This is a genomic window from Bacillus sp. EA-CB0995 (assembly GCF_055814245.1).
This window is the reverse complement of sequence record NZ_CP169269.1, coordinates 2209206-2222824: the sequence shown is the minus strand read 5'-3', so window position 1 is coordinate 2222824 and position 13619 is coordinate 2209206. Positions and strand designations below refer to the sequence as shown.

At 33.7% G+C, this 13619-nt stretch carries 18 protein-coding genes and 2 pseudogenes; 8 read left to right on the top strand and 12 right to left on the bottom strand.

From position 1 onward, the window contains the following. Positions 1-204 precede the first annotated feature (204 nt). The gene (locus ACEWFJ_RS11560; protein ID WP_473692282.1) at positions 205-429 is read left to right on the top strand and encodes a hypothetical protein; all 225 of its coding nucleotides are present in this window, start codon (positions 205-207) and stop codon (positions 427-429) included. A 322-nt stretch (positions 430-751) separates the two neighbouring features. Here the strand turns inward: ACEWFJ_RS11560 and ACEWFJ_RS11555 are convergent. Further along, positions 752-936 (bottom strand): annotated as a pseudogene (locus ACEWFJ_RS11555) (hypothetical protein). Here ACEWFJ_RS11555 and ACEWFJ_RS11550 point away from each other — a divergent pair. Continuing rightward, the gene (locus ACEWFJ_RS11550) at positions 897-1145 is read left to right on the top strand and encodes an SMI1/KNR4 family protein (RefSeq protein ID WP_473692280.1); all 249 of its coding nucleotides are present in this window, start codon (positions 897-899) and stop codon (positions 1143-1145) included. The pseudogene ACEWFJ_RS11555 and the gene ACEWFJ_RS11550 sit on opposite strands and share 40 nt — an antisense overlap. A 119-nt stretch (positions 1146-1264) precedes the next feature. On the opposite strand, the gene ACEWFJ_RS11545 is transcribed toward ACEWFJ_RS11550, so the two are convergent. From ACEWFJ_RS11545 to ACEWFJ_RS11530, 4 genes and pseudogenes are all read right to left on the bottom strand, one after another. After that, positions 1265-1651, bottom strand: coding sequence for a cysteine hydrolase family protein (locus ACEWFJ_RS11545; RefSeq protein ID WP_473692278.1), 387 nt, complete (start codon positions 1649-1651; stop codon positions 1265-1267). Next, positions 1642-1890 (bottom strand): hypothetical protein, encoded by a 249-nt coding sequence (locus ACEWFJ_RS11540; protein ID WP_473692276.1) that lies wholly within the window; start codon positions 1888-1890, stop codon positions 1642-1644. Before ACEWFJ_RS11540 ends, ACEWFJ_RS11545 begins: the two co-directional genes overlap by 10 nt. Positions 1891-2219: 329 nt before the next feature. Further along, entirely contained in the window at positions 2220-2597 is a 378-nt protein-coding gene (locus ACEWFJ_RS11535; RefSeq protein ID WP_098310231.1) for a hotdog family protein, read from the bottom strand. 230 nt (positions 2598-2827) lie between these two features. Further along, positions 2828-2911: pseudogene (locus tag ACEWFJ_RS11530) on the bottom strand (hemolysin XhlA family protein); the annotation flags it as partial. Between the two features lie 330 nt (positions 2912-3241). Between ACEWFJ_RS11530 and ACEWFJ_RS11525 the strand changes: the two are divergent. Beyond that, positions 3242-3835 (top strand): hypothetical protein, encoded by a 594-nt coding sequence (locus ACEWFJ_RS11525; RefSeq protein ID WP_473692274.1) that lies wholly within the window; start codon positions 3242-3244, stop codon positions 3833-3835. Between the two features lie 69 nt (positions 3836-3904). On the opposite strand, the gene ACEWFJ_RS11520 is transcribed toward ACEWFJ_RS11525, so the two are convergent. From ACEWFJ_RS11520 to ACEWFJ_RS11510, 3 genes are all read right to left on the bottom strand, one after another. Next, on the bottom strand, positions 3905-4615 hold the full coding sequence (locus ACEWFJ_RS11520) for an HAD family hydrolase (protein ID WP_473692272.1): 711 nt from the start codon (positions 4613-4615) through the stop codon (positions 3905-3907). Then, positions 4612-5502: a PhzF family phenazine biosynthesis protein gene (locus ACEWFJ_RS11515; protein ID WP_473692270.1), complete on the bottom strand. Its 891-nt coding sequence runs from the start codon at positions 5500-5502 to the stop codon at positions 4612-4614. Before ACEWFJ_RS11515 ends, ACEWFJ_RS11520 begins: the two co-directional genes overlap by 4 nt. Positions 5503-5754: 252 nt before the next feature. Continuing rightward, a complete protein-coding gene (locus ACEWFJ_RS11510) occupies positions 5755-6501 on the bottom strand; it encodes a Nif3-like dinuclear metal center hexameric protein (RefSeq protein WP_473692268.1) in 747 nt (248 codons plus the stop codon). A gap of 169 nt (positions 6502-6670) precedes the next feature. Here ACEWFJ_RS11510 and ACEWFJ_RS11505 point away from each other — a divergent pair, with 169 nt between their 5' ends. Together ACEWFJ_RS11505 and ACEWFJ_RS11500 are read left to right on the top strand one after the other, a co-directional pair. Continuing rightward, positions 6671-7714 carry an ArsR/SmtB family transcription factor gene (locus ACEWFJ_RS11505; RefSeq protein WP_473692266.1) on the top strand — a complete coding sequence of 348 codons (1044 nt, stop codon included), beginning with the start codon at positions 6671-6673 and terminating at the stop codon, positions 7712-7714. 4 nt (positions 7715-7718) lie between these two features. Next, a complete protein-coding gene (locus ACEWFJ_RS11500) occupies positions 7719-8951 on the top strand; it encodes an MFS transporter (protein ID WP_473692264.1) in 1233 nt (410 codons plus the stop codon). A gap of 255 nt (positions 8952-9206) precedes the next feature. Here ACEWFJ_RS11500 and ACEWFJ_RS11495 read toward each other — a convergent pair whose 3' ends face one another. The 3 genes from ACEWFJ_RS11495 to ACEWFJ_RS11485 all read right to left on the bottom strand — a co-directional run bounded on the left by ACEWFJ_RS11495 (position 9207) and on the right by ACEWFJ_RS11485 (position 10586). Next, positions 9207-9464 carry a phosphotransferase-like protein gene (locus ACEWFJ_RS11495; RefSeq protein ID WP_473692454.1) on the bottom strand — a complete coding sequence of 86 codons (258 nt, stop codon included), beginning with the start codon at positions 9462-9464 and terminating at the stop codon, positions 9207-9209. A gap of 20 nt (positions 9465-9484) precedes the next feature. Beyond that, positions 9485-9832: a phosphotransferase-like protein gene (locus tag ACEWFJ_RS11490; RefSeq protein ID WP_473692262.1), complete on the bottom strand. Its 348-nt coding sequence runs from the start codon at positions 9830-9832 to the stop codon at positions 9485-9487. A gap of 247 nt (positions 9833-10079) precedes the next feature. Next, on the bottom strand, positions 10080-10586 hold the full coding sequence (locus ACEWFJ_RS11485; protein WP_473692260.1) for a DNA topology modulation protein: 507 nt from the start codon (positions 10584-10586) through the stop codon (positions 10080-10082). A gap of 460 nt (positions 10587-11046) precedes the next feature. Between ACEWFJ_RS11485 and ACEWFJ_RS11480 the strand changes: the two genes are divergently transcribed. Continuing rightward, entirely contained in the window at positions 11047-11454 is a 408-nt protein-coding gene (locus ACEWFJ_RS11480; protein ID WP_473692258.1) for a ribosomal maturation YjgA family protein, read from the top strand. Positions 11455-11583: 129 nt separating this feature from the next. Continuing rightward, positions 11584-12042, top strand: coding sequence for a GNAT family N-acetyltransferase (locus ACEWFJ_RS11475; protein WP_473692256.1), 459 nt, complete (start codon positions 11584-11586; stop codon positions 12040-12042). Positions 12043-12100: 58 nt separating this feature from the next. Here the strand turns inward: ACEWFJ_RS11475 and ACEWFJ_RS11470 are convergent, their stop codons facing one another. Continuing rightward, positions 12101-12340 carry a DUF3977 family protein gene (locus ACEWFJ_RS11470; protein WP_473692254.1) on the bottom strand — a complete coding sequence of 80 codons (240 nt, stop codon included), beginning with the start codon at positions 12338-12340 and terminating at the stop codon, positions 12101-12103. 297 nt (positions 12341-12637) lie between these two features. On the opposite strand from ACEWFJ_RS11470, the gene ACEWFJ_RS11465 reads away from it, so the two are divergent. Further along, positions 12638-13507, top strand: coding sequence for a phosphotransferase (locus tag ACEWFJ_RS11465; protein ID WP_473692252.1), 870 nt, complete (start codon positions 12638-12640; stop codon positions 13505-13507). Positions 13508-13619: the final 112 nt, after the last annotated feature.

Below are 13619 nucleotides of genomic sequence, written 5' to 3'. Positions count from 1 at the left end.
ATATTCAACGAAAAAGAATGTTCCTTACTATACATACGTAGAAGGATATACTATTACTCATTCTTTTGTTAACAAAGTATTGGCACTTGCAAAAAAGGAATCGAGTGATTTTACAAAATACCATACTTTATAAATGTATGGTATCTTTTTTGTAGTTACTTAAATTATCCAATTTTTATAGAGATAAATTAGGCAGGTGAAACCATGGGGAAATATTTCGGAGTAATTTCAATAGTAGTATCTTTAATTGTATGTTGTCTTTTGACGAGCATTGATTGGAAACTTGGGATTTTAGGAATTGTAGTTGGGGTTATTCTGACAATGAAAGTACCAATGGGGATATTAAAGTTTGTTTCTTATGTAATTGTAGCGCTTTGTATACTGGTGTTTTTGTATTTATGTGTTATGGTTTTTTTAATGGGGGCTTAGTTGATTTAGAAGATACTAGGAATTTGTCGTAGTCAATACATATAAATTTTTTCTTTCCTTCCAATAGACATACTTCAAATTAATGTTTAATAGTTTGAATGTCCTCCAGAAAGTATACAAAATGAATACGTTGAAAAAGTGCTATCATATGAGATAGCACAAATTAATTCATTTCGTGCCATCCAATACGATATATATATCGTTGAGAACAAAATGCTAAATATATTTCAATCCACTCTATAAGATATGTTACGGAGAATCTAAATTTTTCAATCCACATACCATAACTATAATTTTGATAGGTCTATAATGTTTTTAGTCATTATTCAATGTCTTCTTTTTGCCCATGCTCTATCCAAATACCATGTGCAATACTGACAGACAATAAATAAGGTGCTAATTCATCTAAGAAACTCTTTGCTTCTGGAACTCCTAATTTAGTAAATAAAACCCAACTAATAAAAAAATTGCAATTTCTTTTACGTTTCCTAGGTGAGCGTAAAGAATTTAATCTTCCTCAAAACTTATTGGTCATCTCTGATACAGGAATGGGCGAATGGTACTGCCTAGATTTTAACCAATGTAATATCGAGGGCGAGCCACTTGTAATTGTATATAACTCTGGTTTTGAACCAGATGAGCAAGAGTGTGAAGTTGTCACTAATGACTTTGGCGGCTTTCTGTTATCACTAGTCAAAGAAGAATTGGATTATTAAACTACCATGTAAGAACGTAATTCCCTTACTTATTCTGTGGTGAAGCTATGCTTCATAGTTGGCTAACGGGCAGGTTAGATTAATAAACTCTTGGGACGGTATTTTTTTACTGAATGTATTTATAATTGGTAAATCGCCTGTTGAGTTGACCAGGTAGCACTGCTGAATGCCTGATAATTTGTAACTGCTGCTTGAAAGTCCTTATCACTTATAGTGGCAGTGGCATCATAAACAACAGCTGTTTGGAATCCATTTTCGATTAAGTCTCTCATATGTGATTCCACACAAACGTTTGATAGGACACCTGCCAAAATGACCTTTTCTTTCCTTTGCTGACGTAATTGGTAAACTAAATCATTTGTCTGTGGGCTGGCAATTTTATGGGCGGTCGCAATGATTGTTCGATTATCTAAAATGTAAGGCGTAAGTGATGGAACCCAGTCAGCTCCTACAGTAGGAGAAGTATAAGCATTTTGTTTTTGATATACCTGAAGCTTTAATAGCATTTTTTGTTCAGCTCCAGTAAATTGCCAACTATAATCATGCGGATAAATATAATGGGGGAAATAAAAAGTTGATATCCTTTACTCATGGCTGTACGCATTAGAAGTTCAAGGTTACCTAGTGTGTTGTACTGCTCAATAATATTTTTTGTTAAATGGTACCCTTTACCTCCAGGGGACAGAAAGTCATTTTGTGGGTCCGTTATGACAATTGCTGTATTAGCAGGATTAGGTTTAAACATTCTTTTTCCTCCAATTTACATAATTATATATCCTGTCTTTCATATTCAACTATTGTTCTTTCATGAATATATATTAATGGAGGCTTGGACACATACTATTTTTTCATGGAGCTTTGGTATTAATACAGTTACCTTCCAAGATCGTTACAGAGTAATAATAAAACAGTAAATCAAAAAAGATGTAATATTCATGAAACAAACTCCTTTTCAAGTTTCTCTCATTGAATTATTACATCGATTGTTTAAGTCGCTATAGTACAAAATTGCACATCTATCTTATTTGATTTTTCAACCCTGTTAAAAGCTATACTACATATTTTTATAAATGATTAAAGAATTATGCCTGAGAAACTTCCTTTTAATACTTCTTTTTCAAGTTGATTCATACATGTAAACGCCGCAGTAATTTTTGTGCGATTTTTTTCATCCAGTTCAAATTGTTCAATAATTACATCACAACGGATCGTATCACCACTAAAAACTGGGCGTAAGAATTCAAAATCCATCTTACGAGCCAATACATTATAATCACCGCCAACTTTCGTAGGGAGTGTTGATGTTAAAAGTCCTTGTACAACAAATCGCCCTTGTTCATCTGGTGTCACATGATGAACACCTTCATCCTTTGATACCTTCGTAAATAATACAACATCTTCTTTTGTAAATGTTCGCTCAAAGGTGATTTTTTCGCCTACTTGTAATCCCATCAATATCCCTCCTCAAAAACATTTCATGATTCACTTAATTTCACTGTTCGAATACACAGTTAACTAATATCAGATTATTCTTATATTTATTATACAGAGACATGATAAAAGAAGATACGAAATGTTAAATTCAAACCACCTTATTCAATATTTGTAGGTCTGAAATAAAGTTTAATCAAAAATATTTTGAGAATTCTTATTTAGCGAGAAACAAAATTTGACGCTTACTTTCCTAGTGTATCAAGTTTTGTTTCGATCCTTGTTAGCCCAACTAATAGCTCTTTAAAATCGTCATGTTTAACTTGTTCAGCCATTGGTTTCCCCCTTTTTTATAAAAAGAGAAGTAGTACCCCTTCTTTTAAGATAAATACTGTATTTTTTAAATGGAATTATATAAATTGTACATTTTAATGTATTTTTCCTTTTGCAAACATGGGATCTTTCAATTTCTTATCATAAGTAGTTGCTATGTAAATATACAATAGATGGATTAAAGTAAGATTTTTTCTGTATATCCTACTTGTTCAGGTTCATTGATACTCTTGAATCAAGATTATGTTTAAACCGTTTTTTCGAAATATTCGTTTTTTGAGATATAATAATAGAATAAAATACTTTATTTATGGGCCTAAGGGGGAAATCTAGTGAAAAGGTCATTATTAACGACTGGATTATTAATTATGATGTTGGCAGCATGTAGTGAAAAAAATGTTATTCAAAAGGAAACGAATCAAAAAGAGTCGGTGACATCAAAGGGAGAAGAAATGGGTAAAGTTGTAGAAGGGAGAGAATATACGGTTACAGCCATTAAAGAAGACGTATTGTATCTCGAAGATTCTAATCAAAATAAAAAAGAAAACGCTGCAGAAATCAATTATTCTGAAATTAGTGGTACTACATGGAGGAACAATAAAAGAAACGGCATAATTGATGTTAGTGATCACGTATGCTTCGAGAAAACCAGCGATGGAAAGTATAAAGCAATAATCGTTAAGGATGTTGTAGGAAAAATAAAATACGACGGCACAATTCAATATAAAATTATTGAGGTAACTGACAAATCAATAAAATGGTTACCGTTACATGGTGAAAATAATGGGGGATATGTACCACCAGAAATGATAAAAATCACTAACGGCAACAAGATAAAGGTTGGAAATATCGTAACGATTAAGGATGTTCAGCCTCCTGAATCAAACTCGTTTGATGGAATCTATGAATTAACAATTGTAGAATAACCAATACTGTGCATTTTTCGAAAGTTTGTTATTTTAAGTGTTCCTTAATTCATTTTAAATTCCGTTAAATTAGTTATTGTTTAGCAATATATGCCGTATTTCTGTGACATCTGATACAACTGCAATTGGAGTATGTGCAGTAGTTTGGGAAAGGGCCTTTGGATTAACCCAAATGGCGTCCATCCCTGTTTCTATGGGCCCGACTATGTCATGGGCCCAAGAATCACCAATAAAAAGAGTCTCCTCCGGTTTCTTACCAAAGTGTTCCAATACTGCCGAATAAATTTCTGGATCTGGTTTTCTATAGCCTAATTGCTCAGCATGGAATATTGTGTCGTCACTAAATACCTTCGACAGTCCCATTTGGAGAATTTTTAATCGCGGATCATACAATCCATTGCTAACTATTCCAAGATCATAATGTGTTTTTAATTTATGTAATAAACTCGTAATTGAATTATTTATGCCAACGCAAGACATACCTGTTTTAAAAAACAGTGCATCAAGCTCATCAATAAGTTCTACATCAGGTAACACGTTAAAATGAGAAAAAGCATGCTTCCACCTAGCCCTTCTAAATTCCGCTGGAGTTAGTTCTCGATTTTTAAATCGCTCCAATAAGGACTTGGGGATATGTAATTTTTTCTCAAGGAATATCGATGCGTCAAGGTTTCTTGTTATAGGATGCATTTCAAGAGTCTTAATTAGTCCAACATTAAACCAAGTAGAATCAAGAAGTGTGTCGTCCAAATCGAATAAGAGTAAACTGTATTTATTCAATTCGCTCCCCCTTTATTTCTATTAATAGAAATATATTTTTCTTGAAAATTAGAAGCAAAGCCTCCTACTTGAACATCTGTAATATTACCAAGGTTAGTAGATACATTTACAACAACCTCTGAAGGTTTATTCGTTACATACCCTTGCTCAAAGGTAAAGGTACTATATTTTTCAAATTTTTTATTTTGTTTTATTAAATAACATGCTAGTGCTGCATTTGATGTACCAGTAGCACTTTCTTCTGGAATATCAAACAGAGGTGCAAAGTTTCTGCAATGAGCTGTAGAATTATGTAAGGTTTCCAATGTAAATACATGATAGCCAGTTACATTATATTTTTTACTTATTTCAGTAATTCTTTTCATATCAGGAGTAATCTTTAACAGGTCTGAAAGTCCTCTTACAGGTATAATAATATCGAGTAAGCCTGTAGATACAATTTGAATGGGCATATCAGGTGTTAGTTTTTCTTCATCTAAATTTAAAGATTTAGTAATCTCTTCACAGGGAAGTGTTTTAAGAAAATCAGGGAGATTTTGTTGTAAAGATATCATCTTATTATTATGCATCTGTACACTTAGTATCCCTGCTTTCGTCTTTATTGTGTACATCTTTTTCTTTATTGCTCTAATCTGAGCTAATAAGGAAAAAGTAGCGATTGTAGCATGTCCACATACAGCAACTTCTTCATTGGGTGTAAAGTATCTGATCTCGTAATCTGAAGTTACAGAAGGAAACACAAAGGCGGTTTCGGAAAAATTTAGTTTGTTTGCAATAGCTTGCATAGCTTCTGTTGTAAGACCCTTTGTGTCTAAAACAACCCCAGCTGGATTCCCACCTTTTTCATCTTTAGTGAAGGCATTTAACATATATGTTTTAATCTTCAATCCAGTCCCTCTCTCCCCCGATTTTATCATGCTATAGATGTAGAAAGTGACATGTATATTCCATACAAACCCAGTTCATATAAGATATATCCATAGTAAATAAAGAGGTTCATCCCTTATTCTTCAAGGATTAAGCCTTTTCGATAATTTTATACAAAAATGTATAAAGTATACTTACTCAGAATTGTTCCTATATCTATCTACGACCTAATCTAATTCATTAAAAAAAACAAATAAGGTGCTAATAATCTATTACTCTATATGCGCTTCATACAATTGAACAATTTCCAAGGAATTATCCAACTCTTGCACCCTTTTCACTAAACTTTCTACACCAAATATTTCTGTAAATGTATGGCTACCTACAATAAGGTTAATATTTTTAAACTGCGCATATTGAACTGTATATAACGTCTTTTCTCCTGTGATGTATGTATCACAGCCACTGTCCAACGCTGCTTGAATATGGTCAGTGGAGTGTCCTGCCCCTGTTAAAATACCAACTCGTTTTACTTGCTTATTATTATTTTTCCACGCCTTGACCTTTTCACCAAGCTTACTCTCTACTCTTTCGACTAACTTCGAAAATGGGATTGGATCTGTATATTCGCCAACGCCGGGTAATTCTTCATCATTACAAGAAGAATACGTTATAATTTCATCAATTTCGATTGTATGAAACAACGACGTACACGTTCCAAATTCAACGAAATCTAATGGTGAGTGTATCCAGAAGTGATTGATATTGTATTCTTTCAATTTTCTTATACAAGCTTCTTCCATTCCATATAAGAACTCCCATGCAGCGTGGTGTGTAATCATCATATCTACATTCTCTTTCTTTGCTTCTTCAATTGTTTCGAGCGTTAAATTTGTTGCATAACCTATCTTATGAAAATTTTCATTGCTTACATTTGTTATACCAAACTGATCTCCGTACTTATGTAAATGTTCTCCAAATATTTCTTCAATATGCTGTTTGAATTGATGTATGTGCATGTTTTTTCCTCATCCTTATACCTTTAGTGTGTTTTAATCATATACAGATTCTTCACTATTCTTGAAAAACCTTCCTTTAGTTCTCATGTTTCATATTTTTAAAACTATTCGAAATTTATTGAAAATAAAATTCGAAAAATATAGAATAAATTAAAAAGGAGGATGAACAATGAAAGTTATGAACCTAAATGCGACAAGAGAAACTTATTCTGTTCAAATTAAACATTCGATTTTATTCGAAATGGGACTAGGTATTGCGGCTGGTACGTATTACGATTTTCACCATACTTTTGAAAAGCCTATAGATTATTGGAAGGACATTGAGAAAAAATTATCTGCTGCCGTTCAAAAAGAACTACAATACACACACAAACACAATACATGGTTCGCTTTACTACAATTACTTCACTCCTGTTCTTTTGATTCTCTTGAAAGTTTTTTTCATTTTCTTGACGAACTTACTGAAGAGGAATTACGTTGGCGTTGTTTGCCTTATATCGGATTGCAGCATGAAGACAATCGGAGAAAAGCATCCCATAAAGAAGAAACAGCTATAGCTTCCTTCATAAAAGCTTGTCAACATCACAAATTTTTCCCGGCATACATTAAACATATTTCATCTATTGATACTTCCGTACTTAAACGGCACTTGAAAATCATCTCTGAAGGTTGGTACGAAACAGCGATACAACCTAACTACATAGAGTTTACTAGCATGCTTGAGCGCGATGCCCAGCAAAAACGTGTACTTCAATCAACTTATCACCCAGAAGAACTTGTCAAATATATAACGGGTAGTACATATCAACCAGAGCCTTCCATTCATCAAGTCATACTTATCCCGCAATATGTATACCGTCCTTGGAACGTAGAAACGACTTTACCAGGAATTAAAGTATTTTATTATCCCATTTCAGACGATAATGTGAGTTTAGTAGAAGATCCTTATTCCCCTCCGTCTACATTAGTTCATAGTTATAAAGCACTTGGAGATGAAACACGATTAAAAATTATAAAATTACTAACTGAAAGAGATCATTCACTTCAAGAGTTAACCGAAAAGCTCAAAACTCCCAAAACAACGCTTCATCATCATTTATCTTTACTTCGGGCAGCTCGGATCATTAACGGCAAAGGTTCTCGGTATTATATACAGCTTGACCACTTAACTTCCCTTCAAGAGAAATTACAGCGTTTTCTTGGAAAGAGGTGAAGAGATGGAGAAAAGTCAACACGTATTTACCAATCGTTCCTTTTTATGTTTATGGCTTGGGGAAACCATTTCTGAACTTGGAGGATCGATAGGAGCTCTATGCAACTCGTTATTGTTGTACGAAATCACCGGATCAAAATCGGCTATGGGGACGCTATGGTTAACGTATTTTATCCCGTCTTTAATTCTTCAACTCTTTATTGGCCCTTTCATTGACCGAATAAGCCGTAAATATATTATGTTATGTTCTCAAATTTTAAGAGGAATTGTGTTCTTCTTACCTGCTCTTCTTATGTTCTTGGGGCAGATTGAGATATGGAGTTTGTTTATCATTCAAGTGGTACTTGGCATTCTGCAGCCTCTTTATGTTCCAGCTGCATCGGCCCTGCTTCCTACCATTGTACAACACGAAAAATTAACACAAGCCAACGCCTGGATTGACGGAACAATGCGTACTATGAGTTTCTTAGCTCCTACATTAGGAGGACTCATAATAGCTTACATAGGAACTTTGTCTACTTACATAGTGGTAGGAATTTTATTTCTTATTAGTGCAGGTAGCCTTTCTTATCTCCATGAGCCTACGGTTATACACGATAGTAAAAAGGCTACTTGGTTAAAACAAATCATTTCCGGATATCAATACTTTTTCAAACAACGTCCGCTCATATGGCTTGGTTTCTTTACTTCTTTAGTCCAATTTAGCGTCGGGGTAACGATGGTAATCAATGTTCCTTATATAATAGAAGAATTTAAAGGAACATCTTTTTCATACGGCCTTTTTATAGGAAGTTTTCCTTTAGGGTATGTGGTCGGTTCTTTCTTAGTAGGTAAATGGAGAAATAAGTGGTCGCTAAGATATATTATGCTTTCAGGTCTTTTCATGGGTGGATTATCCTTTTTCTTACTTGGCTTTGTAACATCCTTTCCTCTTGCTGTTTTGTGCGAAATTTTCGGAGGTATTTGTTTTCCATTTTTCAACATTCATCAAACGAGTCTCCTTCAAAAAACTGTTCCTTCTCACCTTATGGGACAAGTATTTTCTGTTCGTCTCTTTTTAATTCGAGCTACTATGCCTTTGGGTATTCTTTTTGCAGGACAAATTGTTGAAATATCAGGTATCCGTCTTTTGTATATCATGATTGGTAGCTTCATTCTCATTCCTGCTTTATTCGGTATGTTCTTGCCCTTCTTTTCCTTTTTAGATGAAGAAAAAGATGATGTTATTAATATTTAATTTTCTTTACAATATAAACAAAGGCTGAGAAATTTTTGGCCTTTGTTTATATTTCCTTATCAGAAGTTATTTTCTTATTAAAAAATGTTTTAGACTATATAAACAAGTATTAGACTATTAAAAAATAGTTGTTTAATCCCTTAGAACTGCACCTTATATTTTCTTATAAGAGTAACAATAAAGACGTTTAAAAAACTCTACCTTATTAAACTAAAGCACTCGTTAGTACAGTAATACCAAACGCTACAGTAAAGACTATTCATTTCTCATACCCTCAATGTACTGGAAAGCTGTCGGGGGTGGACCATCATCGAGTCGCTGGCGGATCAAGTTAGCACACTCTTCAGGATTGAGCACTGAGGTATCGACTTCTAAATCATAGATACCAGGTACATGGACAAGCTGCTGCCATAAACTAACTGGTCTTGGCACCATGCCATCAGCAGTGTAACCAACATGCCAAGTGTTAAGCCGTCGCTCTATGACAATCTCGATTGGGCAATGAACGCCCACGAACAAAACAGGGAGCCCACTCAGTATCCGAGCACAATTTGGGAGAATCCCCGAGGAACAGAATATCCGTCATGGTGTCCGACATCCACCACAACGTTTAGTCCTAAGCGACTGTATAAAGCAATTGTCTCATACATGGCTTGATACATAATCATAACGAGAGGCTCGAGGTCAGGGCATTCACCTCCAGGTCGCAACCCAATCCCAGGCTGATATCGTTCGGGGGTCATCTGCATGAACCGATCAACCCCTAAGTTCATCCACACACCTTCAAACTCATTCTGGATCACAGCAGTAATACTGGACTTCCCAGATCTTGGAGTACCGTTAAGAATTACAATCTTTCCGGGTTTATCTACTTGTAACATGTAGTTCCCCCTTCAAAATTTCGTTATCACACTATTGAGCTATCTTGTACCTATAGTTAAACAAGAATATTAAGTAGCATTATTATTTTTTAAACGCTTTTATTGTAAATTAAATGTAGTGTAGCGCTTTAAGAAAGAAGACAAATTCTTTCACGAAAACAAATCCCAATTTTCTACAAAAATAGTTGGGATTTATTGATTTTTAATAGACTTAGGGAAATGAAAAAATACACCCTTTAGTTTATAATTATTGTACTTGTTCTAAAAATTGTTGAACTTCTTTTGGTGATTTTAAGATAATAACTTTTGTATCTCTAGATAATTGATCAAGTCTTTTTAAAATTACAGGTCTTTTGGTTGTTGGATATTCCCATATCCATTTAAAAAACTCTAAGTCAAATCTTTCTTCGCATCCTTCACCCATATCTGGTCTTGTTCTATTTCGATATTGTACTATTCTTTTGAAAACACGATAGACACATATTGTTCTTTGAATATCAAGAAAGATTATTGTATCAGCTGCGTTAAGTCTTATTTCCATTGTCCCACCATAGTTTCCATCAATAATCCATTCTTCTTCTTTTATTAAATCATTTTGTACTTTTCTTTGTTCATCTTTTGGAACACCTACCCAATTAGGTTTCCAAAATAATGCATCAAGATGATAAACATTTATTTTTAGCTTTTCGCCTAAATGCCTTGCTAATGTGGATTTTCCTGAACCACCCGAACCAATAAGTACAATCTTTTTCATAAAACCCTCCTTATTAATACCCCAAAAGGTAGTAATCCTTATTAAACAATCATGCCTCTAGTTTAAATAACACATTTTCTTACTTATCTTTTAACTCGTATATTTCGTCTCACCCTATTCCACAAGCTGCCGTAAATATTTTAGAACCGTATTTCTACCTACTTTTTAAATTTGTATAGATTAAATTTGCAATTTCAACACAAAGATTACCAATTACCTTTTTTCTTTATATTACATACTTCTAATTGTATTATTTTTAAACTTTTCAAAAAAGTACCTCATATTCATTGAAAGTATCACAATAAATCTTTTATATTTAATTTAGAGAACAATAGATTATTGAAACAATAATAAAAAATTTATAAAATGGCTTAGAAAACACCTTTAAAATCACTTTTAATATCTTAATCTAGAGAACTGTTCGTTAATAATAAAAAATAGTTTGAGGAGAAATTTACATATGCTATTTAAACGCAATCGATTATTATACGCAATGATGACCTTCATTGTAATTATATTAGGGCTATACTCAAGAAAGATAGCTTATGTGTTACCACATATTTTGAATACATACTTAGGAGATGCACTGTGGGCGTTAATGATTTTTGTTGGTTTTGGATTTATTTTTAAAAGAGCTCATACAAAAACCGTTGCGTTACTGGCTATATCATTTTGTTATATTATTGAATTTAGCCAACTATACCATGCTAGTTGGATCGATCATATTCGAGGAACAACTTTAGGCGGATTGATATTAGGTTATGGCTTTTTATGGAGCGACTTATTAGCTTATGCGATAGGCATTGGAATAGGTGTTGGAAGTGAACTGTTATTTGTAATGATTCGCAAACCTAGTAATCTTACATAAACTAACCTCTTATGTTCTACCTTAATTTTCGATTTTATCTTTTGAGCATCAGCAGTCCTTTTTCATTAATCAACCATGCAGGAAGTTACTGATTCATAACGAAATAAGTGATAAAAGGAGGCTATATATATGTACATTTATCATAATGGACTCATTATTCGCGAAGGAACGAAAGGAATACCAGCTTCTGCTGTGAAGAGTTTGTTTCAAGATGCTGGTTGGGTTGGAAGTCATACTCCTACATGGCAAGATGAACGCTTCACTTTAATATTCGAAAACTCTACTTGGGCCTTTACAGTATGGGACCATGAGGAAATGATTGCGATGATACGAGTTATATCAGATCAAATTATGGCTGCTATGATAATGGATGTAGTCGTAAAAAGTGACTATAGAGGACAAGGGATCGGTAAAAAGCTTGTAGAGTTATGTGTACAAAAACTCCCCCACGGTGATTGGTTTGCGAATACTTCAGCAAATAACTTTAACTTTTATGAAAAATGCGGATTTGAAGTAAAAGATCTTTCTCAAAACGGTGCTTGTGCATACTATGGATTTACAGAAGCAAGAAGACAAGGACACAGATGAAAATGAGAGGAATCAAAATGTTACATACCGTACACTTTTGATTCCTCTCATTCTCTACTTATCTCTTACTTACAATTCCCAAAATAACTTTAAATTCATTACGATTCTTTTTCATTTTCTTAAACCCTTCTTTTGTATCTATAATGAAACAAATTTTTCCTACCCAGCACCTCATATACGCTGATTCAAAATGAATGGGTTTCACAATGCCACGCTGCTCCGTTTCAGTTCCATCCTCATATTCTATTTCCGTTCTGACAAACCACTTATTTCCGATCCCAAACTCAATATACTTCAATTGCACTTCTCCCTGTTAAAATGTTTATAAGTTTATAGATTAACATAATTATATTATGTTAACTTTCCGTTTCTTATATTCTCTCTTAGACATACTACTTGTTCTATGGATGAAATGTAGAATCCTTCTTTTATTACTCATTCACAAACCATAACAGTTCTATTTAGGAAACTGACTACTAGCAAAACTATCAATGCATTGTCACAAAGCTCCTTTTATGACAAGATATAAATAACAAAAAATACAGAATAATGAACATTTTAAAGTTAACTTCAAATATTTTAAGGAGAAAAAATTATGCAGCACTCTATTATTAAAGAAATACTAAAAAAACTTGAAAATAAAGGAATTATTGAACCTGGCGGCCACTATAAAAGCCTAAATGGCGGAAGCAGCAGTACAGTTGGCATTATTACATATGATGATACTCCCTTATATGTAGTGAAAATGAACGAGCCTAATGTCCTACAAGCTGAATCAGAGTTTCTGAATCGCTACCGATACCAACATTTGTTTCCACAGCTCATGTATGTAGATCCTAATTACCGCTACATAGTTTATGAATATATGGCTGGTACAATAAATAATCGAAAAAGCGATAAACGCACTGTACTCTCTTTCCTTTCGTCACACATTATAAACACTTATCATCCAGTGTATAATGCAAATAAATGGGGCTGGATTGAAGAGCCAAAATTATCATGGGAATTATTTCTATATACTCGCGTTATCGAAGCTTACGAAACCATTCAATTTCATTTAAACAATGAAGATCATCAACTGATTCGTCGCATTGTAACAAAAATGCTGAAAAGAAATGATAGTGATACGCCTTACCTTATACACGGGGATTTTGGTTTTCATAATTTCCTTTTTAGTGATGAACAATTAGTTGGTGTTATTGACCCTACTCCAATTATAGGACCTCCCATTTATGACCTTGTATACGCATTTTGTTCAACACCAAACGATTTAGCATTGCACACCCTTCAACCAGCTGTTTCTCTTCTAAACAATCGGAAACCTCAAAGTGAAATAGCTTTATATGAAGAGATATTATTAGGGTTATATTGTCGCATCGCTGCTTCCATTCGACATCATCCAGAGGATTTACCACAATACATTGTAGCGTGGCATAGATGGAAGGCTTATATTGCTTGGAAATAAAGTCAAATAGCAATTGAATGTGCATTTATGACAAAAGAATCCATTTTGAAAAAGAGCAGTCAAAACGGATTCTTCCTCTTCAACAACTTCTTTATAACAAACTAGCTCTGCT